The organism is Actinocrispum wychmicini (genome assembly GCF_004345645.1).
In the GTDB taxonomy this organism is placed as follows: Bacteria; Actinomycetota; Actinomycetes; order Mycobacteriales; family Pseudonocardiaceae; genus Kibdelosporangium; species Kibdelosporangium wychmicini.
The window spans coordinates 658,147-679,577 of sequence record NZ_SLWS01000002.1 but is presented as its reverse complement, the minus strand read 5'-3'; the positions used below and the strand labels follow the sequence as shown (position 1 = coordinate 679,577).

Sequence of the window (21,431 nt, the reverse complement as noted above, 5' to 3'; positions counted from 1 at the left end):
GTGGAGAAAGGGGGAGCTGGGGGGAAGTGGAGGAGGGGGTGGGGAAGTTGGAAGTGCGGAAGGGTGTTGCGAAGCTGGAAATGGAGGAGAGGGCGGGGAGCTGGAACTGCAGAAGGGTGTAGCGGGGCTGGAATGGAGAAGGGGGTGGAAGCTGGAAGTGGAGGAGAGGGTGGGGAAGTCGGGAGTGGAGAAGGGTGTTGCGAGGCTGGAAGTGGAGGAGAGGGCGGGAAGTCGGGAGTGCAGAAGGGTGTAGCGGGGCTGGAAGTGGAGGAGAGGGTGGGGAAGTTGGAAGTGCGGAAGGGTGTTGCGAAGCTGGAAGTGGAGAAGGGAGTGGGGAGGCCAGGAGTGCAGAAGGGTGCGAGGCTGGAAGTGGAGGAGGGGGTGGGGAAGTTGGAAGTGCGGAAGGGTGTTGCGAAGCTGGAAATGGAGGAGAGGGCGGGGAAGCTGGAACTGCGGAAGGGTGTAGCGGGGCTGGAATGGAGATAGGAGGAGAGAGAGGCTGGAAGCCGAGGGCCGGAGCGGCGGCCGATGGGCGGGAGACAGGAGGCGGGAGGTGGTGAGCCGTCCAGCTGGAAGGGCGGCAGTGGACGGCGGCGACCCGTTGTCGGCGGGTTGTTCGGCCGAACCGAGATAGTCCGTTGTGTGTCAGGTGAGGAGTTTTGCGGCTATTGCTCGGGTTTTGGTTCGTAGTTCGGTGAGGGAGTGGTTGACTAGGTTGCCGTTGAGTTTTTGGATTTCGCCGTCCACCAGCACGGTTTGGACGTTCTCGGTGCCGAGGGAGGTGACGATCGCGCCTGCTAGGTCGGCTGGGGTGTTGAGGAGGTGTTCCAGGCCGTTCAGGAGGACTATGTCCGCGTGGTTGCCGGGGGTCAGGTGGCCGGTGGTTGGCAGGCCGATTGCTTTGGCTCCGTCCTGGGTTGCGGATTTGAGGAGGTCTTTGGCTGGGAAGGGGGTTTTCAGGCGTTCGCGCCAGAGGGTTGACTGCATTTCGGTGAAGAGGTCTGGGCGGTTGTTGATCACTACGTCGACGCCGAGGGCTGGGGTGCCGCCGGCGGCTCGGAACCGGTTGTAGGCTGTTTCTCCGTGGCCCATCAGGGATTCCACTACTGTGGAGACGGTCAGGGAGCTTCCGGTGTCGGCGATCATTCTCAGTTCGTCGTCGGTGAGGCGGTTTCCGTGGACGAAGTGCAGGTCTGGGCCGAGGAGGCCGGCTTCATGGAGTGCCGCCACGCCGCCGGGCTTTGTGCCGCCGATGTGCATGGAGGACATGAGGCCCAGTTCTCGGGCCAGCTTCAGGCGCTGCTTTGTGTCCTCAAGGGACATGAAGTCGGGGCCGAGTGGGGCCAGGGCTGTTGTCACGCGGCCGGTGAGTCCGGCGTACTTTCGGATGTCCTGGTCGTTTTCGGTGTTGGAGTTGGCGAAGACCGCGCGGATTCCGGCCTGCGAGTAGGTTTCGATCGTCAACGCGGCTGGGGTGCCGGCCCAGTCGAGGACTGTGGTCACACCCGCGTCGATCGCTTCGGCGGCGCCCAGCAGGATCGCGTTGTGGATGTCCTCCTCGGTGTAGCGGTCCATCCGGCTGATGATCTCGGTGAAGTAGGCCGCCAGGGGCATGTCCGGTGCCAGGCCGCGCAGGGGCGACTGGACCATGTGGCGGTGGGTGTCCACGAAGCCCGGTATCGCCACCAGGTTGGTGGCGTCCAAGTCGGCTGGGCCATCGAGTGTGGACTCGATGGCGGTGATGGTCCCGCGCTCGATCCGGATGTCCCTGGCGCCTTGGCCGGGCAGGTACGCGTTCTTGATCAGCATCGACTACCTCCTGAGAAAGCTTTTCTTAAAGCTATCTCGAAAGCTTTCAGAGTGCAAGAGGTGCGGTAGTCTTGGACCATGAAAGACCTGGTGGACGGCATCGTCGAGGCCTGGCGGGCCGAGTTGCCCGAGGTTGCCGGCGTCGAACTGGAGCTCAGCAAACGGGCCGTCCGGATCGGCGCCCTGCTGACCGAGGCCACCGAGCGGCAACTCGCCAGGTTCAAGCTGACCAAGGCCGAGTACGACGTGCTCGCGGTGTTGCGCGCCAGCGGCAGGCCCTACCGGCTGCGCCCGACCGACCTCGCCGCCCGGCTGTTCCTGTCCTCCGGTGGTACGAGCAACGTGCTGCGCCGCCTGACCGAGGCCAAGTTGATCAAACGCGGCAGCGACGAGACCGACGCCCGCAGCTCATGGGTCCAGCTCACCGCCCACGGCGTCCAGACCGCCGAAGCGGCCGTCGTGGCCAGCAACGAAGCCCAGCGCCAACTGTTGTCCTCGGTACCGCCGGAGACCGTCGAGGCCGCGGTGGGTGTCCTCCGCGAGGTCCTGGTCGCATTGGGCGACCGGCCGTTCTGACGTTCTGACCTCAGCGGAACCGGCGCAGGCGCAGGCTGTTCGTCACCACGAAGATCGAGGACAGGGCCATGGCCGCGCCGGCGATCATGGGGTTGAGCAGGCCGAGGGCGGCCATGGGGACCGCGGCCACGTTGTAGGCGAAGGCCCAGAACAGGTTGCCCTTGATCGTGCCGAGGGTTCGGCGGGCCAGGCGGATGGCGTCCGTGGCCGACCTCAGGTCGCCGCGGACCAGGGTCAGGTCGCTGGCCTCGATGGCCACGTCCGTGCCCGTTCCCATGGCCAGGCCCAGGTCGGACTGGGCGAGCGCGGCCGCGTCGTTCACGCCGTCGCCGACCATCGCGACCACGTGCCCCTCGGCCTGCAGCCGCCGCACAACGTCCACTTTGTCCTTCGGGAGGACCTCGGCGATCACCGTCCCGATCCCCACCTCGGCGGCCACGTTCCGGGCCGTGGCCTCGTTGTCACCGGTCAACAGCACCGGGTTCAGGCCCAGGGCGCGCAAGCCCCGGACGGCTTCGGCAGAGGTGGGCTTTACCGTGTCCGCGACGGACAACACGGCCTGAGCGCGGCCGTCCCAGGCGACCAGGACGGCTGTGTGGCCTTTACGTTCGGCGACCTCCTTGGCGTTCAGCAGGTCGTCGGAGATGGTGTCGACGAGCCCCGCCCGGCCGACGACCACCAGCTTGCCGCCCACAACGCCCTGCACACCAAGACCTTCGAGGTTCTTGAAATCCGTCACCGCGGGCACGTCCGCGACCGCCGCGGTGATGGCCTTCGCGATCGGGTGCTCGGACGCGTGCTCCAGGGCCGCGGCCATCCGCAATGCGTCCTCTTCGGACACGCCGTCGGAGGTGTGCACATGCGCCAGGCTCATCCGGCCGGTCGTGACCGTGCCGGTCTTGTCCAACACGACAGTGTCCACGCGACGAGTGGACTCCAGCACCTCCGGGCCCTTGATCAGAATGCCCATCTGGGCACCCCGACCCGTGCCGACCAGCAGCGCCGTCGGCGTCGCCAACCCGAGAGCGCACGGGCACGCGATGATCAGCACGGCCACCGCGGCGGTGAACGCGCTGTTGGCGTCAGCGCCCGAGAGCAGCCAGATCCCCAGCGTCACCACGGAAAGCGCGATCACGATCGGCACGAACACAGCGGACACCCGATCCGCCAGCCGCTGCACGGCCGCCTTGCCGGTCTGCGCGTCCGACACGAGTTTCGCCATCTGCGCCAGCTGGGTGTCCGCCCCGACCCGGGTGGCCGTCACCATGAGCCGCCCGCCCGCGTTGACGCAGCCGCCGGTCACGGCGTCGCCTGGGCCCACCTCGACCGGCACGGACTCGCCGGTCAACATGCTGGCGTCCACGGCTGAGCTGCCGTCCTCGACCACGCCGTCGGTGGCGATCTTCTCGCCCGGCCGGACCACGAACGTGGTGCCGACCGTCAGCTGTTCGACCGGAATCCGCACCTCACGGCCGTCCCGCAGCACTGCGACGTCCTTGGCGCCCAGTTCGAGCAACGCCCGCAGCGCGGCCCCGGCCCGGCGCTTGGACCGTGCCTCGAAGTACCGTCCCGCCAGGATGAACGTGGTCACCACGGCCGCGACCTCGAAGTAGACGTGGCCGTCGCCGAACAGCAAGGCGTACACCGACCACAGGTACGCGGCGCTCACCCCCAACGAGATGAGAGTGTCCATTGTGGCCGTCGCGTGCCGGAGGTTCGTCCACGCCGCCTTGTGGAAGGGCCATGCCGCCCAGATGACGACCGGCGTGCTCAACGCGAACACGATCCATTGCCAGCCAGGAGTCTCGGGAGTCATCTGCATCCCGGCCATCGACTCCGCCATCGGAGCGGGCATCAGCATCGACAGCAGCGTGACCGGGACCGCGAGCACGAGAGAGACGAGGAGCCGCCATCGCAGCAGCTGCGTGGTGTCCGCCTCCTGGGCTGCCTCGGGCACTTGAGCGGTGTAGCCGGCGGCTTCCACGGTCTGGATCAGTGCCGTGGTGGACACCGACTGGGGGAACGTGACCGCGGCCTTCTCGGTCGCGTAGTTGACCGTCGCGGACACACCGTCGAGCTTGTTCAGTTTCCGTTCGACCCGCGCCGCGCAGGACGCGCACGTCATCCCGCCGATCGCCAGCTCGACATGACTGGTCACGGTCATCGTCCCCTCGAATGTCAGCTCGCGAGCTGGTAGCCGGCCTCGGTCACGGCGGTGCGCACGTCGGCCTCGCTGAGGTCGCTGTCGCTGGTGATGGTGACCAGGCCGGTGGGCAGGTCGACCTCGACGTGGCTGACCCCGGACAGCGCGCCGACCTCCTCGGTCACCGACTGGACGCAGTGACCGCAGGTCATGCCCTGAACCGTGTACGTCGACTGGGACATTGATGGCCTTTCTTACGAACGGACGAGCCGGGCGATCGCGTCGCTGGCTTCCTTGATCTTCTCCTCCGCGGCGGCGCCACCTTCGGTGATCGCCTCGGTCACGCAGTGCCGCAGGTGTTCGTCGAGCAGCGACACCGACACGGCCTGCAGGGCACGTGTGGCGGCCGAGATCTGCGTCAGGATGTCGATGCAGTACTCGTCGTTGTCCACCATCCGCTGCAGTCCCCGGACCTGTCCTTCGATCCGGCGCAGCCGCCGCAGGTGGTCTTCCTTGTTGCCGGTGTATCCCCGCATGCCGGGCACTCCTTGACCTCCGGCTCACCGCGCGGCCGGCCGGGTCGGCCGGGGGAACGGTGGGCTACTGAGACCAGTTATACCCCCATGGGGTACAGGGTAGGCAAGGTGGTCCGGATCACGTGAGCCGGGCGGGAGGTGACACCGAGCTTCTGGCAGGCGTCGGGCTCACCCCCCGGCCGGGTTGGTCGGAAACTTTTCGACCACTCATGTCATCCCTTGTGAGGATGCGCGCAAGGTCGTATTTCTCTCTTCTTTCGCTGTTGTATACCAACGTGACTGACTGTTTGAGCGGCCCAGTCGGGGACTGGCGACAAACGGGGTGACGATGGCCTCAGCACGTTTTCAGGTCTTCACGAAGTACTCGACAGACAAACGCGCGCAGGGTGCGTACGGTTCAGTTACGTGGCGCTTTCTCTCGGCTAACAATCGAAGCATAGGGCGTTCGGTAGGTGACTTTCCGGATGCGGACGCCTGCCTACGGGCACTTCATGACCTGCAAGGATCGCTCACAACCGGTGACATAGTCACGACTCGGGACGAGCTCGGGCTCTGGGTCTGGCGGTTGCGAATAGACCGTTCGGACGCAGCGATGTCCACCCGTTGCTATCAACGCAGACTCCATGCCGAAAACGCGGGTTCGGCTTTTCGTGACCTGGCCGCGACCGTTCGCGATATTGACGCGTTACAGGTCGTGCACTTCTGATTCCCAAGCGTAGGTGGATCTGCCTATTAGTCCGTTGTTCATGGGTTGTCAGCGAGGCGTCCAACTCTGCTGGATTGGCTGACGTCGGCAAAACAGAAACGAGGGCCGATGACACAGGTCGACACCGCGCCGGGCACCCGCAGGAGGGTCCGGCCGCCTGGCGGCGCGGACCGGGTGTTCCGTGGCGGGATCCGTGCGGCTGGCCTGGTAGTGCTCGCCATCATGGTCACCGTCGGGGGCTTCCTGCTGGCCAACGGCACCAAGGCGCTGAGCACCGCGGGGTGGGACTTCTTCACGACCGAGGCGTGGCAGCCGGACTCGGGCAACTTCGGCATCGCCGCCGTCCTGGTCGGGACCCTGCTGATCGCGTCGGTCGCGCTCTGCGTGGCGTTCCCCCTCGCGCTGTGTGTCTCGCTGTACATCTCGGAGTACGCCACGCGCGGCAAACGGTTCTGGATCGGCCTCGTCGACCTGATGGCGGCCATCCCGAGCGTGGTGTACGGCCTGTTCGGCGCTGTCTACCTGCAGTGGCACACATTGGACGTGCCCAGGTGGATCGGGGTCCACCTGGGCTGGATCCCGGTGTTCAAGGTGGACGGGTTCGAGCCGGACGACCCGCTGGGCACCAACACGGTGTTCGCCAGCTCCACCTTCTACGCCGGCTTCGTGGTCGGCTTCATGGTGATGCCGATCATGTGCTCGGTCATGCGCGAGGCGTTCTCACAGGCACCGCAGGGCGAACGGGAAGGCGCGTACGCGCTCGGCGCCACCCGCTGGGGCATGATCCGCAGTGTCGTGCTGCCGTTCGGGCGCAGCGGCATGATCGGCGGCACCATGCTTGGCCTCGGCCGCGCGCTCGGCGAGACCATCGCGGTGTACATGATCATCGCGCCGGTGTTCGCGATCCAGCCGCATGTCCTGCAGTCCGGCGCGAACTCGGTGTCCGCGCTGATCGCCCAGCAATGGGGCGCGGCGAGCCCGTTCGGCCTGTCCGCGCTGATGGCGGCCGGGCTCGCGCTGTTCGCGCTGACGCTGGTCGTCAACTTCGGCGCCTCCGCGGTGATCGCGCGCAGCCGCTCCGGCCAGGGGAGTGACGCATGACCGAGGTACGGCGCAACACGAACATCGCGCGGCGCAAGGACGTGATGTTGCAGGTCGGTGCGTGGGCGGCGGCGATGGCGGTGACCGGGCTGCTGTTCACGCAGCTGGCGCCGTTCGGTGGGCCGGCCGGGTTCTTCATCATCGACTGGGTCATCTTCCTCGGTCTGTACGGCTTGATGGCGTCGTTCGAAGGCGACCGGCAGGCGGTGAAGGACCGGCTGGTCGCCGCCGCGATCCGCGGTGTCGCGGTCACCGGCCTGGTCGCACTTGTCGCGTTCGTGGCCTACCCGCTGATCTCGGGGTTCGACGCGTGGCGGCACCTGAACTTCTACAGCCAGGACATGGCACTGGCTGGTCCGCTGGATCCGTTGACGCAGGGCGGGATCATCCACGCGATCGTGGGCAGCCTTGAGCAGATCACAATCGCCCTGATCATCACGGTCCCTTTGGGACTGACATGCGCGGTGTTCCTCAACGAGACCCGTGGCGTGTTCACCAGGTTCGTGCGGACCGTGGTGGACGCGATGACCGCGTTGCCGTCCATTGTGGCCGGTCTGTTCGTGTACGCGTTCCTGATCTTGGCGCTCGGGCTGGACAAGTCCGGCCTGGCGGCGGGCTGCGCGATCAGCGTGATGATGCTGCCGATCGTGATCCGGGCGTCGGACGTGGTGATCCGGCTGGTGCCGAGTTCACTGCGGGAGGCTTCGCTGGCGTTGGGCGCCGGACAGCTGCGCACGGCATGGCACGTGGTGCTGCCGAGCGCGCGATCCGGCCTGACCACGGCGATCCTGCTGGGTACGGCGCGGGGGATCGGCGAGACGTCGCCGGTGCTGATCACGGCGGGCTTCACCGCCTACCTCAACGCCGACCCGACGTCCGGCCCGCAGGTCTCCTTGCCACTGGCCACGTTCATGTTCGTCCAGTCCCCGGAGGACGCGATGAAGGCGCGGGCCTTCGGTGCCGCCGGGGTGCTGATGGTGTTGGTGTTGATCCTGTTCGGGATCGCCCGGCTGGGCGGCGGCCGGCCCGCCGGTCAGCTGTCCGGGCGACAGCGGCGCGGCCGGGACCGGGCGTCGGCGCGGGACCGGGAACGGTTCATCGGGCGTATCAAGGGGGAGTCGGGATGAGACGCTGGCTGGCGTTCGGACTTGTCGGGTTGGCGTTCCTGCTGCCGCGTTCGGCGATGGCCGCGGACTACGTGCCGATCAGCGGCGCCGGGTCGACGTGGAGTTCGAACGCGCTGGACCAGTGGCGTAAGAACGTCCAGCAGTACGGCATGCGGATCAGCTACTCGGCGACCGGGTCGACCGACGGCCGCAACCAGTTCAAGGCCGGCCAGGCCGACTTCGGTGTGTCGGAGATCCCGTACGGGCTGACCGACTCCGGCGTGGTGGACGCCCCGCCGGACCGCGGGTTCGCGTACATGCCGATCGTCGCCGGTGGCACGTCGTTCATGTACAACCTGAACATCGGCGGCAACCGGGTGACGAACCTGCGGCTGTCCGGCGAGACCATCACCAAGATCTTCACCGGGGTGATCACCAACTGGTCGGACCCGCAGATCGGCGCGGACAACCCGGGGCTGAAGCTGCCCGCCCGCAAGATCATCCCGGTGGTCCGGTCCGACGGGTCTGGCACCTCGGCCCAGTTCACCACGTACATGGCCAACCAGTTCGGCGGCATCTGGGATGCCTTCTGCCGCAAGGCCGGCCGGGCCACGCCGTGCGGCTTCACGTCCAACTACCCGTTGACCGCGCCGGTGGTCGGCCAGTCCGGCTCGCTGGGCGTGACCAACTACGTGCGGCAGTCGCAGAGCGAGGGCTCGATCACGTACGTCGAGTACTCGTACGCGCGCAACGCCAACTTTCCTGTGGTGAAGGTGCTCAACAAGGCCGGCTACTTCGTCGAGCCCAAGGCGACCTCGGTGGCGGTGGCGCTGCTGCAGGCCAGGATCAACCCGGATCTCACCCAGGAGTTGTCCGCGGTCTACAACGACGGGGACAAGCGCACGTATCCGTTGTCCAGCTACAGCTACATGATCCTGCCGACCACGGAGACCGCGAAGTTCAACGCCGACAAGGGACGTACGCTCTCGGACTTCGCGTACTACTTCCTCTGCGAGGGCCAGCAACAGGCCGACCAACTCGGCTACTCGCCACTGCCGATCAACCTGGTCCAGGCCGGACTGAAACAGGTGGAACGCATCCCGGGGTCGACCAAGAAGCAGACCGACATCTCGAAGTGCAATAATCCGACATTTTCGGCCGACGGAACGAACACTCTTGCCAAGAACGCGCCTTTCCCGCCGGAATGCGACAAGGTCGGGAAAGTGCAGTGCGCCGAGGGCACGGGTGGCGCGACCAACCCGACACCCACCGGCGGCGGTACCGGAGGCGGCGGCGGGGGTGGTGCCGGAGCCGGCGGAGCCGGTCCCGGTCAGGGCAACGCGGCGAACGCGGCCGCGGCCAACGGTGACACCCCGGCGGCAGCAGGGATCGACCCGGACACCGGCCAGCCGATCTCCGCGGCCGCGAGCCGTGGCACGTCGAACGTGGCGGCCGAGCCGGTGTCCGTCGAGGTCTTCGACTCGGGGCAAGGGGTGCTGTTCACCGTGCTCGCGGTGGTGTTGCTGACCGGCGTGGTGATCGGCCCGCCGATCCTCGCCCGCGCGCTGCGGCAGGGGGGGTCCGAATGACCAGGAGACGAAGACTCGTCCTGCTGATCGTGCTGGGTGTGCTGTTCACGATCAGCCCGATCCCGGCCAGTGCCGACTCGGCCGTGACCCTGCCCGGCCGGGGTGATTTCGCTGACCTGCGGGTCACCGTCAGCCAGACCACCGACCTGATCAACCAGACCATCAAGGTGACCTGGACCGGCGGCAAACCGACCGGCCCGGCCGGCAACTTCGGCATGAACTACCTGCAGGTCATGCAGTGTTGGAGCGACGACCCGACCGGCCCGAGCCGCGAGCAGTGCGAGTTCGGCGGGCTGCTCACCCAGTCGTCCCCGTCGGCCGGCGACTTCGTGCGGCTGCGCCAGGTCAGCTACGGCAGCAGCCTGATCGACCCGGCCGAGACCATCAAGCCGCAGCCCGGCCAGCAGGCGATCGTGCCGTTCAAGTCGGTCACCGGGAAGTCCACCACGTCCTCCGGCGAGTTCTTCGACGCCGGCACCACCAACGAGGTGCCGCTGGCCAAGACCCGGCAGGACGGCGGCGGCGAGGTCGACTTCGAGGTGCAGACCGCGCTGGAGTCGTACGGCCTGGGCTGCGGCGGCGCGGCGAAGCACTGCTGGCTCGTGGTCGTTCCCCGGGGCAACAAGGAGGTCGACAGCAGCCTGGTGCCCGGTGAGAAGCGGAACTGGTTGGTCTCGTCGCCGTTGAGCGCGTCCAACTGGGTCAACCACATCTCGTTCCCGCTGAGCTTCCAGCCGGTCGGCCGGGCCTGCCCGATCGGCGCCGCGGAACGGGAGACGTCCGGCCAGGAGTTCGTCGCGGACGCGGTGCTGCGCTGGCAGCCGAAGCTGTGCGCGGGCGGCGGCGCGGTGTTCGGGTACACCCAGGTGTCCGACAACACGGCCAGGGACACGCTGCGGTCGGACAAGCCGGGGCTGGCCTTCCTCACCGACCCGTTGCCCGATCCGGACCGGCCGGTGGTGTACGCGCCGGTCGCGTTGTCCGGGCTGGCGATCGCGTTCATCACCGAACGGGCGTCCGCGGGTGAAGGCGTTGTGCCGCCGGAGATCTGGCAGCAGGATGGGCAGCAGATCAGCCAGATGAAGCTGACCCCGCGGTTGGTCGCGAAGCTGCTCACCCAGTCCTACCAGGTGTCGTTGCCGCTGCGGGCGGACTACCTGAGGACCAACCCGGACTATCTCACCAGGGACCCGGACTTCATCGCGCTCAACCCGGACTTCAAGGACTTCGGCGTGCTGATGTCCACTGTAGACACAATGGTGTCGACGGTGCCGATGGACGCCAACATCGCGCTGTGGACCTGGATGAACGGCGACAAGGACGCCAGGGACTTCCTGGACGGCAAGCCGGACCCGTGGAAGATGGTCGTCAACCCCAACTACCAGGGCCTCAAGCTGCCGCTGCCGGACTTCCCCAAGGGCGACCTGACGTGCGCGAACCCAGGCACGCTCGTGGAGAACTGCGCGTTGACGCTGCGGCCGTTGTCCGGCGACATGCACGAGGCCGGCCGGTCGATCAGCCGCGGCGACACCCTGGGCAAGGCGCCGACCGGGTTCGCCACTCCGGACGGCAAGCCACAGCTCAAAGCCGTGGACCGGCAGCCCCAGGGCCAGCGCAGCCTGTTAGCGATCGTTAACACGGGCACGGCCGTCCGCTACGGGCTGCCCATGGCCCAGCTGCGCAACGCCGGCGGTGACTTCGTCGCGCCGACCAATGACACGATCATGGCCGGCCTGGACGCCATGAAACACAGCACGGTCGCGCCCGAGGTCCTGCAGACCGACCCGTTGACCAAGCTGAAGAACGCGTACCCGCTGACCGTCATGAGCTACGCGGCCGTCGTACCGTCCAAAATAGACAAATCGGCTGGCGCGGACTACGCGAACCTGCTGCGCTACGCGGTCGGCGATGGCCAGACCGTCGGCATCCAGCCCGGTCAACTGCCGGAGGGCTACACACCGCTGCCGAACACGTTCCGCGACCAGACCCGGGCCGCGGCGACCAAGATCGCCGACACCGCGGGCATCCCGTACAGCCCGCCCGTCCCGCCGCCCCCGGCTGTGCAACCCGGTGGCGGCGACGCCGTCCCGACGCCGCCCGCGTCGGCGCAGTCACCGGCATCCGCGGCTGCGGCCGCGGCGCCCGCCGCACCTCCGCCACCCCCACCGTCCGCAGCGCCCGTGAGCGGCGCGCCGGTGCCGGTGGCGGAGGCGCGGCCGACACCGTCCGCGCCTGTCGGCATTGTCCGGTACGCGCTGGCGGCGTTCCTCGTTCTCGGCGCGGTCGCGGCTGGCTGTGGCCCGCTGCTGCTGCGTCTGAGCGCCCGGCAGAGGAGGTGAACACCCGCGAGGTAGACGGCTGCGGCCGGGAGGGGCAACTCCCGACCCCAGCGTCCTGACAAGAAAGTGCCTGGACTCCCACCTGTTGAGCGGCGTCCGCGCACTCCTGCGTTGTAAAGGATACCCGCAGTGAAGAAGTTGCAGAGAGTCGTCGTCGCGCTCGCCGCGACAGCGATGATGGGTGGCGCCGCTGGCGTCGCCCAGGCCGACCCGACCGGCGACCCCACCTACCGTGACATCGTGGGGGTCGGCTCGGACACCACCCAGAGCGTCATGAACGGTCTGGCCGACGCCATCACCGTCAACGGTGTCAAGGTGCTGGGTTCGTACGACGCCGTTGGCGCGTCGCCGATCATCACCAAGGACCCGGCCGCCCTGCCGGCCTGTTCACTGACCCGCCCGGCGAACTCGGGTGAGGGCGTGAACGCGCTCGTCGCGGCACAGGACGGGAGCACGAACTGCGTGCAGTTCGCCCGTTCGTCGTCGAACAACTCGGCGAACTACCCGGGCAAGAACCTGACCTACGTCCCCTTCGCGGTGGACGCGGTCACCTACGTGGTCCGCTCGGACAGCACGATCTCCAAGAAGCTGACCACGGCGCAGCTCAAGAGCATCTACAACTGCACCGCTCCGGGTGTGGGCACCACCTACAAGCCGCTGCTGCCGAAGTTCGGCTCCGGTACGCGGAACTTCTTCCTCCAGTCCTTGGGTCTCACCAACTCCGCCACGTACACCACGCAGTTCCCCTGTGTGGCGGACAAGGACGGCACCGGTGCCGACATCGAGGAGAACACCGGCACGTTCCTGACGCTGCCGCAGCACCTCGCGCCGTACTCCATCGCTGTCTACCAGTCCCAGGTCAACGGCGTCGCCCCGTCCGTGCAGGGCAAGGCCGTGCTGTCGACGCTGAACGGCATCTCGCCGACGTCCCTGAACACCAGCTCGTCGTTCAAGCGGGACGTCTACAACGTGGTGCCCACCGGCAAGCTCGGCACCGCGCCGTACAACACGGTGTTCGTCGGCGGCAACTCGCAGATCTGTCTCAACTCCGACCTGATCAAGAAGTACGGCTTCGGTACCGCCACCAACTGTGGCGACACCGTCATCGTCACCCCCTGAAAGGCTGATCTCCGGTGAGAATCGCTAACGTGCTGCGCCGCCTCGGCGCCGGCACGCTCGTCTTCGGTGCCGCGACCGCGGCGACGCTGGCCTTCGCCGGCACCGCCTCGGCCGGCACGCTGGGCACACTGAACATCACCCCGGCGACCGGCCAGGACACCACCGCCCCGTCGGTGAAGACCTCCGCCGCCTGTCCCGCCGACGCGGACGCCTACTACGCGAAGGTGTTCGGTCCGGGCGGCTTCGCGCCCGGTCTGATCGCCACGCCCACGACCGACGTGAACCTGTCCCACACGGCGGGCTTCCCCGCCCAGCTGGGACTGTCCTTCAAGGACATCGCGGTGGACAACAGCACCACCGTGCAGCCGGGCAAGTACACCATCGAGGTGTCCTGCATCGACGCGTTCGCCCAGACGGTCAAGGGCACGTTCGACACGTCGATCTGGTTCACCAGCACCACGGCGTACCAGAACACCGACCCGAACGCGCCGGTCACCACGGCCACCGCGCTCGCCGTCGCCCCGGCCAGCCCGGTCACCCAGGGCACCAACGTCACCCTGACCGCGACCGTCACCCCGGCCTCGGCCACCGGTACGGTCCAGTTCAAGGACGGCGCCGGCAACCTGGGCTCGCCGGTCAACGTCGCCGGTGGCACGGCGTCGCTGGCGACCACCGCGCTGCCGACCGGCACCCGGTCGCTGACCGCGGTGTTCACCGGCTCCGCCCCGAACATCTCGGGCTCCACCTCGCCCGCGGTGTCCTATGTGGTCAACGCGCCGGTCGCGACGCCGACGACGACCGCGCTGTCGGTCACCCCGAGCGGCAGCGTCGCGCAGTTCACCAACGTGACCCTGAACGCCACGGTCGCCCCGGCGGGCGCGGCGGGCGCGGTCCAGTTCACCGACAACGGCGCCAACCTGGGCAGCCCGGCCGCTCTGACGGCCGGTTCGGCCACCCTGAGCACGTCCAACCTCGGTGTCGGCGCGCACAACTTCACCGCGAAGTTCGTTCCGGCGAACGCCGCGCTGTTCGCGCCTTCCGAGTCGGCCCAGGTGCCGCTGACGGTGTCGCCGTTCACCGGCATCACCGCGTCGGAGAAGATCTCCACCACGGTTCTCGCCGGTGAGCTCCTGATCAGCGTGGAGAACGAGAACGTCACGCTGCCGTCGCCGGTGATGCTGCCGGACGGCTCGAAGCTGACCACGGCCGGCGCCCTGAACCCGGTGCGGGTCACCGACACCCGGGCCGGCAACCCCGGCTGGAACGTGTCCGGCCAGGTCGCCGACTTCGGTGACGGCCAGTCGCACAGCATCAACGGCGCCAACCTCGGCTGGACGCCGAAGGTCATCGACAAGGTGACGGCGCAGACGATCACGGCCGGCCCGGCCGTGACCGCGGGCAACGCCCTCGCGCCGGGCGCTGCCGCCCCGGCCGGTGTCGGCCTGTCCTCGGCCCGCACGCTCGCCACGGCGACCGCGCTGGCCGGTAACGGAACCGCTCACCTCGGCGCCGACCTGGCGCTGAACGTGCCCACCGCCACGGTGGCGGGCACCTACACCGCGGTGCTCACCCTGACCGCGATCTGATTCACCGCCAGGTGGGCGGCTCGCCGCCCACCTGGCTCTACCCAGGGAATTCCGATGCTCCGATTACTTGCCGTATCCGCGTTGCTGTGGGTTCTGCTGGCACCGCAGGCGTCCGCGGCCGCGCCGGTGACGTTCGGGGTACGCCCCGCCACCGAGACAGCGCCCGACAACCGCAACAACTTCAGCTACGGCGCCACGCCGGGCGCGGTCGTGCATGACTTCGTCGCCGTGTCGAACGTCAGCGAGGCGCCGGTCGCCCTCAAGGTGTACGCCAGTGACGCGTTCAACACCCCGGAGGGCGGTTACGACCTCCTCGCTGCCGGCCGTCCGCCGGTGGACATCGGAGCGTGGACCAAGACCAGGGACTCGGCGGTGACCATCCCCGGGCGTTCGCTGGTGATCGTGCCGTTCACGTTGACCATCCCGGCCGACGCCACCCCCGGCGACCACGCCGGCGGCATCGTCGCGGCGCTGACCACGGACCAGACGAACGCCCAGGGCCAGAAAGTGTCCGTGGAGCAACGGGTCGGCGCGCGGATCTACCTGCGGGTGGCCGGCGACCTGCGGCCGGAGCTGTCCGTGCAGGACCTGACCGCGTCGTTCTCCGGGCAGTTCTTCGGACGTGGCGACGCGACCGTGCACTACACCGTCCGCAACACCGGGAACGTGCGGCTCGGCGCGACGCAGGCGGTGAAGGTGAGCACCCCGTGGGGATCCACTGTGGACTCAGCGGCGGTGGACACGTTGCCGGAGCTGCTGCCGGGTGGTGCCGTGCAGATGACGACGACCGTGCACGGGCTGCTGCCGGCCGGTTGGCTGACCGCGAACGTCCACCTGGTGCCGGTTCCCCCGATCGGGACACCCGACCCGCACCTGGCCGACGTCGAACAGGACCATACGTTCGCGGCCGTGCCGTGGTCGGTGCTCGGCGCGCTGGTGCTGGTGGCGTTGTTGATCGTGTTCGCGCGCTGGCGGAAACGCCGCCGGAGCACCCCGGTGACCAAGGAGGTGGCGGAAAGTGTCCCCGCGTGAGTTGGGCGGCCTGGTGATCACGCCGGGCCAGGGAGCGGACATCTCGGTGATCCGGATGCACACCGCGGCCGGCTGCCCGAACGAGTCGGACGGCTACTACGCCAAGATGACCGGCAAGGGCTTCCCGGCGGACGGGCAGATCATCACCGCCACGACCGACGTCGGCCTCTCCCACACGGCCGGGTTCGACGTGTACCTCGCGCAGACCCTCAAGGACTTCGCCGCGGACAACAACACTGTCCTGCAAGGGAAGTACGGCATCACTGTGCGGTGCGTCGACTCCTTCAGCCAGGCCGTGCAGGGCGAGTTCACGGCGTCGCTGGAGTTCGGCGGGCCGACGAAGTACGCGGCCGTCGGCGCGGCCAAAGGGCCGGACCGGATCCCGGCTTCGCCGGCCCCGCCCGGGCCGGAGACGTTGGTGGCGCCGCCACCGCCCGTTGGGTCCACTGTGGCCAGTGAACCGCCTACGGCGGCTGCGTCCGCCCAAGCCGTTGAGGCGAAACACAGCAGCAGTTGGTTCCCGATTCTCATCGTCGTCGCGTTCGTGGTCGTGTTGGCCGCTGTCGTCACCGCCACTGTCGTGATCCGGCGGCGTGCCCGCAAGGAGTCTGCCGATGCGTAAGCTGGCCGCGTTGCTTGGCGCTGTGACCGTGATTGGGGTCGGTGTCGCGGTCGCCTGGGCCGATCCGCCCGCCGGGACCCTGGGCACGTTGACCATCATCCCGGCCACTGGCCTGGACACCACCGCCCCGGCCGTGCGGACCTCGAGGGGCTGCTCGCCCGACTCGGACGCGTACTACGCCAAGGTGTACGGCCCCGGCGGGTTCGCCCCCGGGCTGATGGCCACCTTCGGCACGCAGGACACCGGCTTCTCCACCACGGCCCCGTTCCCGGTGCAGTTCGCCAACAACATGGCGGACATCGCCACGGACAACAGCACCACGGTCGTCGCCGGGACGTACACGGTCGAAGTGAGCTGCATCGACGCCTTCTCCCAGCAGGTGAAGGGCACGTTCACCACTCCGATGTACTTCACCACGCCGCACGCTTACCAGTCTGTTCCGCCCGGCGGCGGGTCGACCACGTCGTCCTCGTCCAGCAGTTCGTCGTCTTCTACTACTTCTTCGTCCTCGTCATCGTCCTCTTCGTCCGCTCCGGCGACTTCCACCGAGACGACGGTGACGAGCACGCCGGGGGCAGCCGAGAAGGTGAGCGTGGAAGTTGGCCCGCAACAGAAGCTGGCGTACACCGGTTCGCCCGTGGACATGATGCTGCCGTTGGGAATCGCCTTGCTGTTGCTTGGTGCTTACGTCCTGTACGTCACGCGCACCCGCAAGGTGTCGACGCCGACGTCGTGGCCTGAGGACTGATCGGTGCGGATAGCTGGGCAGGCCATCTGCATCGTCGCGGCGCTCGCGCTGTGCCTGGTCGCGCAACTCGCCGTGATCGGGGTGCTGGCCCACAACCGTGACCAGGACACCAGGTACAACAGTTTCCGCGTCGAGCTGGCCAACGCGACCGCGCCGGTCGGCGGTCTGGACAAGACCAGGCGGCTGCTCGCCGACGGAACCCCGATGGCGATCCTGGCGATCCCCAAGCTCGGGTTGCGTGAGGTGGTCGGCGAGGGGACGTCACCGGAGGCCCTGAAATCCGGCCCTGGTCACCGCCGGGACACTGTCCTGCCGGGACAGAACGGTGTCAGTGTCCTTTATGGACGTCGAGCGGCCTACGGCGGGCCGTTCGAGGGCATCAGCACGTTGAGTGTGGGCGACGATATCAAGGTGACCACCGGTCAGGGCGTGCACGGCTATCGGGTGACCGGTGTCCGCCGGGCCGGGGCGCCGCAGCCCGTGGCACTGGCCAAGGGGGAGGGGCGTCTCACCCTCGTCACCGCCGACGGCCCGCTGTTCCTGCCGAGCGACGTGCTCAGGGTGGACGCCAAACTGACCTCGCAGGCGTACCCCACCAACGGCGCACCACCGGCGATGGCCGTCCGGGACGCCGAACAACAGATGTCCGAGGACTTCTCCGCGATCGTCCCCATGGTGGCGTGGGGACTGGTGTTGTGCGTGGCGGCCGGCGGGGTCGTGTTCCTTCGCCAACGGGCCGGGCGGTGGCACGCCTGGGTCGTCGGCGTGCCGTTGTTGGGGGCCCTTGGGCTCACCGTGGCTGACCAAGCGGCCTCGTTGCTGCCCAACCTGTTGTAGGAGAGCCGATGACACTGACCCTCGAAGCCGTGGCCGAACTGGAGGCCCGGAGTGTGTCCGCCTGGTTCGGCGACCGGAAGGTCCTCGACCAGGTGTCGCTGATGGTGCCCGCGGGAACCGTGACCGCCCTGATCGGCCCATCGGGGTGCGGAAAGTCGACGTTCCTGCGCATCCTGAACCGGATGCACGAACTGGTGCCCGGCGCGACCCTGGCCGGCTCAGTCATGTTGGGCGGCTCGGACATCTACGACCCCACCTGGAAACTGACCGAAGCCCGACGCGCGATCGGCATGGTCTTCCAGAAACCGAACCCGTTCCCGGCGATGTCGATCTACGACAACGTGGTGGCCGGCCTGAAACTGACCGGGACCAAGGTCCGTCGCGCCGACAGGGACGGCCTGGTCGAGTCCAGCCTGGTCAAAGCCGGCCTGTGGAAGGAAGTCCGAGACCGCCTCCGCCAACCCGGCGGAGCACTGTCCGGCGGTCAACAACAAAGACTGTGCATAGCCCGAGCCCTGGCCGTCCAACCCCGCGTCCTGCTGATGGACGAACCCTGCTCAGCCCTGGACCCGACGTCCACCCGCCGGATCGAGCAGACCATCGCCGAACTGGCCGCCGAAGTCACCATCGTGATCGTGACCCACAACATGCAACAAGCAGCCCGCGTCTCCCAACAATGCGCCTTCTTCCTGGCCGAGGAAGGAGCCCCCGGCGCCATCGTCGAAGCCGGCCCGACCCAGCTGATCTTCTCAACACCGGAGGACCCCAGAACCCTCGACTACGTCAACGGCCGGTTCGGCTGACTACGCTGGTGGGTAGCCGAGTTCGGTGAGGATGCTGGCGGTGTGTTCGCCGGGGGATGGGACCGCGGCCATTCTTGGCTCGACACCGTCCATAGTGACCGGTGGGAGTAGGGCCTGCATTGTTCCGCCGGGTAGCAGGACGTCCTGCCAGCGGTTGCGGTCGGACAGGACTGGGTGGTCGAGGAAGTCGTGGACCGTGTTCACTCCGGTGTTGGCGATGTTTGCTTTGTCCAGGGCGGTTGTGACGGCTTTGCTGTCCATTGTGGCGAGCTTGGCTTTGATGATCTCGTCGAGGTCCTGGCGGTGGGTTACTCGGGCTTCGTTGGTGGTGAAGCGGCGGTCGTCCTGGATGTCGGGCCTTGCCAGGAAGTCGGTGCAGAAGCTTTGCCATTCGCGTTCGTTCTGGATGGCGAAGAGGATTTCCTTGCCGTCTTTCGCTTTGTAGGCTCCGTAGGGGGCTATGGTGGGGTGGTGGGTGCCGGTCTTGGGGGGTTGGTGGCCGGTGTAGCGGGTGTAGTAGGCGGGTTGGCTCATCCATTCGGCCAGTGCGTCGAACAGGGACACGGTCACGGCTCGTGCGGTGCCTGTTGTGGCGCGCGTGTACAGCGCGGTCAGAATGGCTGTGTAGGCGTACATTCCGCCTGCTATGTCAGCTATTGAGATTCCTGGGCGCGCGGTTGATTCGGGCGTTCCGGTGAGCGAGACGAGGCCGGTTTGGCACTGCACAAGCAGGTCGTAGGCTTTACGGGCGGACCAGGGGCCCGTTGTGCCGTAGCCGGTGATCTCGCAGGGGATCAGCTGTGGGTGTCGCGCTTGGAGTGTGGTCGGGTCAAGGTGGAGACGGGCCGCCGCGCCGGGCGCCAGGTTCTGGACGAAGATGTCCGCTCGGCCGAGTAGGGTGTCCAGGATCTCCCGGTCCCGCTCGGCCTTCAGGTCCAGGGTGAGTGACTCCTTCGCCCGGTTCAACCAGACGAAGTAACTGGACTCGCCGTGCACAGCCGTGTCGTAACGCCGGGCGAAGTCGCCGCCGGGGCGTTCCACCTTGATCACCCGGGCGCCCAGGTCGGCCAGCTGGCGGGTGGCGAACGGCGCGGCGACAGCCTGCTCGACGGTGACCACCGTGATACCTGACAGAGGAAGCACACAGTCACGGTAGCCTGAGACACCCGGTCAGGCAGCGGACATTCGAGCACGGACGAGCAGGATCACGATCACCGCGACCATCGTGCCGACCAGATACGGAAAAGTCGATGCCAACTGGGTCGCCGCGTCCAGCAACGAGCGCCCCAGGAACACCGCGCCCGTGACGACGATCGCGGTGATGAGCGGTGGCTGCACGGCGACGGCGAAGAAAGCCGACCGCTCGGCGAACAACGCGCCCACCACCGACCCGACCACAATGGAGAGCGGGAAGTAGAGCGAGCCGAGGGCCAACCCGCCGACCGCGAGCCCCAACGCGGCGATCACGGCGATCCACCCGGGCAGGCGGAAGAACGAACGGCGCACAGCTTTTCCTTCGAGTTCAGTCGACACAGGGGATTCCGCCCGCGTCGATCGGGGACACGTTCGCGATCTTCTGCACCCGGTCGTCCGGCATGACGGCCCGCTTGCCACGGGCGTCGGACGGTGGCTCCGGGGGCACCGACTGGGCGGGGTTCAGCAGGTTCTGCACGAACGCCTTGACCTGACCGGGGTTCACCTCCACCGCGACGCCGTCGCCCGGGGTCGGCAGGTTCGGCCGGATCGTCGGGATCGTCTGGAACTCGATCCGGTCGCCGCTCAGGTCGTTCAACTGCTGGGCGAAGCTGATCAGGTCCCAGTTCTTGTCCAGCACCACGGCCTTGGTCAACGCGTCCACCAGGCTGTTCACCTTGGTCGGGTTGGCCAGGGTGCCCGCGCTGAACATCCGGTTGGCCAGACCGGCGAGGAACGCCTGCTGACGACGCACCCGGTCCAGGTCACCGCCGTTGAGGCCGTGCCGTTGCCGGACGAACTTCAACGCGTCCACACCCTGCAGGGTCTGCGGCCCGGCGGGGAAGTTCGCGCCCGAGTACGAGTCGTGCACCGGGTTGTTCAGGCACACCGGGACACCGCCGACCGCGTTGGTGATCTCGCTGAAGCCGAACAGGTTGATCTCGGCGTAGTGGTCGATATGCAGGCCGGTCAGCTGCGTGATGGTGGCGATCAGGTTCTTCCGGCCGGCCGTGGTCGACTCACGGTCCACTGTGGCCGAGTCCTTGCCCTGGTTGCGCAGCTGGCTCGCGGCGGCGAGCTTGCCCCTGGCATACGCGGAGTTCAGCTTGTGCTTGCCGAAACCACCGTTGATGTCCACGTACGAGTCCCGCGGCAACGACACCGCCCACGCCTTCTTACTCGGGTCCGCGGGCACGTGCACGACCATCATCGTGTCCGTGTTCATCTCCCCGTCGGAGTTCCCGGCCTGTAACTCGTCGAGAACCTGACGGGACAACGGCCTGCCCTGCGGGTCCGTGCGGCTGTCCAGGCCCACCAGGAGGATCGTGGTGTCGGTCGCCGGCTTGCGGCCCAGCAACGGCGCGTTCTCCTGGCCCGCGGCCGGCGTCTCCGGTGTGATCACGTCGTCCGTGGCCAGGTTCGAGGTGGCGTTGCGGTACGTGTTCCACGCGTACGCGGTCACCGCCAGCATCGCCGCGGAGACCAGGACCACGACGGACCTGGCGATCCAGGACGCGATTCTTCTGCCGTTCACTGCGACTTCCAATCGAAGGGATCTCCGGCGTCAGGCACAGAGATCAGGCCC

20 protein-coding genes are annotated in these 21,431 nt (G+C 67.7%); 13 read left to right on the top strand and 7 right to left on the bottom strand.

The annotated features are described in order from the left end of the window. The first annotated feature begins 132 nt into the window (after positions 1–132). Positions 133–486, top strand: a complete 354-nt coding sequence (locus EV192_RS56775; RefSeq protein ID WP_132114200.1) for a hypothetical protein — start codon at positions 133–135, stop codon at positions 484–486. Between the two features lie 159 nt (positions 487–645). Here the strand turns inward: EV192_RS56775 and EV192_RS11505 are convergent, their stop codons facing one another. Next, positions 646–1,809: an amidohydrolase family protein gene (locus tag EV192_RS11505; RefSeq protein WP_132114198.1), complete on the bottom strand. Its 1,164-nt coding sequence runs from the start codon at positions 1,807–1,809 to the stop codon at positions 646–648. 78 nt (positions 1,810–1,887) lie between these two features. On the opposite strand from EV192_RS11505, the gene EV192_RS11500 reads away from it, so the two are divergent. After that, complete coding sequence (locus tag EV192_RS11500; RefSeq protein ID WP_132114196.1) at positions 1,888–2,385, top strand: MarR family winged helix-turn-helix transcriptional regulator; 498 nt, start codon at positions 1,888–1,890, stop codon at positions 2,383–2,385. Between the two features lie 10 nt (positions 2,386–2,395). Here EV192_RS11500 and EV192_RS11495 read toward each other — a convergent pair whose 3' ends face one another. From EV192_RS11495 to EV192_RS11485, 3 genes are read right to left on the bottom strand one after another with little or no spacing between them, the layout of a single operon-like run. Continuing rightward, positions 2,396–4,549 (bottom strand): heavy metal translocating P-type ATPase, encoded by a 2,154-nt coding sequence (locus EV192_RS11495; RefSeq protein WP_132114194.1) that lies wholly within the window; start codon positions 4,547–4,549, stop codon positions 2,396–2,398. 14 nt (positions 4,550–4,563) lie between these two features. Continuing rightward, positions 4,564–4,770 carry a heavy-metal-associated domain-containing protein gene (locus EV192_RS11490; RefSeq protein ID WP_132114192.1) on the bottom strand — a complete coding sequence of 69 codons (207 nt, stop codon included), beginning with the start codon at positions 4,768–4,770 and terminating at the stop codon, positions 4,564–4,566. 12 nt (positions 4,771–4,782) lie between these two features. Then, positions 4,783–5,064 carry a metal-sensitive transcriptional regulator gene (locus tag EV192_RS11485; RefSeq protein WP_132114190.1) on the bottom strand — a complete coding sequence of 94 codons (282 nt, stop codon included), beginning with the start codon at positions 5,062–5,064 and terminating at the stop codon, positions 4,783–4,785. Positions 5,065–5,878: 814 nt separating this feature from the next. Between EV192_RS11485 and pstC the strand changes: the two genes are divergently transcribed. The 11 genes from pstC to EV192_RS11425 all read left to right on the top strand — a co-directional run bounded on the left by pstC (position 5,879) and on the right by EV192_RS11425 (position 18,652). Continuing rightward, entirely contained in the window at positions 5,879–6,871 is a 993-nt protein-coding gene (gene pstC, locus EV192_RS11475; RefSeq protein ID WP_132114188.1) for a phosphate ABC transporter permease subunit PstC, read from the top strand. Next, entirely contained in the window at positions 6,868–7,998 is a 1,131-nt protein-coding gene (gene pstA / locus EV192_RS11470; RefSeq protein ID WP_132114186.1) for a phosphate ABC transporter permease PstA, read from the top strand. Before pstC ends, pstA begins: the two co-directional genes overlap by 4 nt. Continuing rightward, positions 7,995–9,566, top strand: a complete 1,572-nt coding sequence (pstS, locus tag EV192_RS11465; RefSeq protein WP_132114184.1) for a phosphate ABC transporter substrate-binding protein PstS — start codon at positions 7,995–7,997, stop codon at positions 9,564–9,566. The genes pstA and pstS overlap by 4 nt, the downstream gene beginning before the upstream one ends. Continuing rightward, entirely contained in the window at positions 9,563–11,905 is a 2,343-nt protein-coding gene (locus EV192_RS11460) for a hypothetical protein (protein WP_132114182.1), read from the top strand. The genes pstS and EV192_RS11460 overlap by 4 nt, the downstream gene beginning before the upstream one ends. Positions 11,906–12,034: 129 nt before the next feature. Further along, positions 12,035–13,024 carry a substrate-binding domain-containing protein gene (locus EV192_RS11455; protein WP_243726781.1) on the top strand — a complete coding sequence of 330 codons (990 nt, stop codon included), beginning with the start codon at positions 12,035–12,037 and terminating at the stop codon, positions 13,022–13,024. Between the two features lie 14 nt (positions 13,025–13,038). Next, on the top strand, positions 13,039–14,610 hold the full coding sequence (locus tag EV192_RS11450) for an Ig-like domain-containing protein (protein ID WP_243726780.1): 1,572 nt from the start codon (positions 13,039–13,041) through the stop codon (positions 14,608–14,610). 54 nt (positions 14,611–14,664) lie between these two features. Beyond that, entirely contained in the window at positions 14,665–15,642 is a 978-nt protein-coding gene (locus EV192_RS11445; protein ID WP_132114180.1) for a WxL protein peptidoglycan domain-containing protein, read from the top strand. Beyond that, positions 15,629–16,264 (top strand): hypothetical protein, encoded by a 636-nt coding sequence (locus EV192_RS11440; RefSeq protein ID WP_132114178.1) that lies wholly within the window; start codon positions 15,629–15,631, stop codon positions 16,262–16,264. Before EV192_RS11445 ends, EV192_RS11440 begins: the two co-directional genes overlap by 14 nt. Beyond that, the gene (locus tag EV192_RS11435; protein WP_132114176.1) at positions 16,257–17,012 is read left to right on the top strand and encodes a hypothetical protein; all 756 of its coding nucleotides are present in this window, start codon (positions 16,257–16,259) and stop codon (positions 17,010–17,012) included. Before EV192_RS11440 ends, EV192_RS11435 begins: the two co-directional genes overlap by 8 nt. Positions 17,013–17,015: 3 nt before the next feature. Further along, the gene (locus EV192_RS11430) at positions 17,016–17,849 is read left to right on the top strand and encodes a sortase (protein WP_132114174.1); all 834 of its coding nucleotides are present in this window, start codon (positions 17,016–17,018) and stop codon (positions 17,847–17,849) included. Positions 17,850–17,857: 8 nt separating this feature from the next. Continuing rightward, the gene (locus EV192_RS11425) at positions 17,858–18,652 is read left to right on the top strand and encodes a phosphate ABC transporter ATP-binding protein (RefSeq protein WP_132114172.1); all 795 of its coding nucleotides are present in this window, start codon (positions 17,858–17,860) and stop codon (positions 18,650–18,652) included. On the opposite strand, the gene EV192_RS11420 is transcribed toward EV192_RS11425, so the two are convergent. The 3 genes from EV192_RS11420 to EV192_RS11410 are packed head-to-tail and all read right to left on the bottom strand — an operon-like array spanning position 18,653 to position 21,380. After that, a complete protein-coding gene (locus EV192_RS11420; protein ID WP_132114170.1) occupies positions 18,653–19,795 on the bottom strand; it encodes a CaiB/BaiF CoA transferase family protein in 1,143 nt (380 codons plus the stop codon). A 27-nt stretch (positions 19,796–19,822) separates the two neighbouring features. Further along, complete coding sequence (locus EV192_RS11415; protein WP_132114168.1) at positions 19,823–20,158, bottom strand: DUF6542 domain-containing protein; 336 nt, start codon at positions 20,156–20,158, stop codon at positions 19,823–19,825. Positions 20,159–20,174: 16 nt separating this feature from the next. After that, positions 20,175–21,380, bottom strand: coding sequence for an LCP family protein (locus EV192_RS11410; RefSeq protein ID WP_132114166.1), 1,206 nt, complete (start codon positions 21,378–21,380; stop codon positions 20,175–20,177). Positions 21,381–21,431 lie beyond the last annotated feature (51 nt).

Excerpts from the sequence above, each read along its gene's own strand:
- EV192_RS11500 (WP_132114196.1), top strand. The coding sequence starts at position 1,888 with ATGAAAGACCTGGTGGACGGCATCGTCGAGGCCTGGCGGGCCGAGTTG.
- EV192_RS11490 (WP_132114192.1), bottom strand. The coding sequence starts at position 4,770 with ATGTCCCAGTCGACGTACACGGTTCAGGGCATGACCTGCGGTCACTGC.
- EV192_RS11445 (WP_132114180.1), top strand. The coding sequence starts at position 14,665 with ATGCTCCGATTACTTGCCGTATCCGCGTTGCTGTGGGTTCTGCTGGCA.
- EV192_RS56775 (WP_132114200.1), top strand. The coding sequence starts at position 133 with ATGGAGAAGGGGGTGGAAGCTGGAAGTGGAGGAGAGGGTGGGGAAGTC.
- pstA (WP_132114186.1), top strand. The coding sequence starts at position 6,868 with ATGACCGAGGTACGGCGCAACACGAACATCGCGCGGCGCAAGGACGTG.
- pstS (WP_132114184.1), top strand. The coding sequence starts at position 7,995 with ATGAGACGCTGGCTGGCGTTCGGACTTGTCGGGTTGGCGTTCCTGCTG.
- EV192_RS11460 (WP_132114182.1), top strand. The coding sequence starts at position 9,563 with ATGACCAGGAGACGAAGACTCGTCCTGCTGATCGTGCTGGGTGTGCTG.
- EV192_RS11435 (WP_132114176.1), top strand. The coding sequence starts at position 16,257 with ATGCGTAAGCTGGCCGCGTTGCTTGGCGCTGTGACCGTGATTGGGGTC.
- EV192_RS11485 (WP_132114190.1), bottom strand. The coding sequence starts at position 5,064 with ATGCGGGGATACACCGGCAACAAGGAAGACCACCTGCGGCGGCTGCGC.
- pstC (WP_132114188.1), top strand. The coding sequence starts at position 5,879 with ATGACACAGGTCGACACCGCGCCGGGCACCCGCAGGAGGGTCCGGCCG.
- EV192_RS11495 (WP_132114194.1), bottom strand. The coding sequence starts at position 4,549 with ATGACCGTGACCAGTCATGTCGAGCTGGCGATCGGCGGGATGACGTGC.
- EV192_RS11505 (WP_132114198.1), bottom strand. The coding sequence starts at position 1,809 with ATGCTGATCAAGAACGCGTACCTGCCCGGCCAAGGCGCCAGGGACATC.
- EV192_RS11425 (WP_132114172.1), top strand. The coding sequence starts at position 17,858 with ATGACACTGACCCTCGAAGCCGTGGCCGAACTGGAGGCCCGGAGTGTG.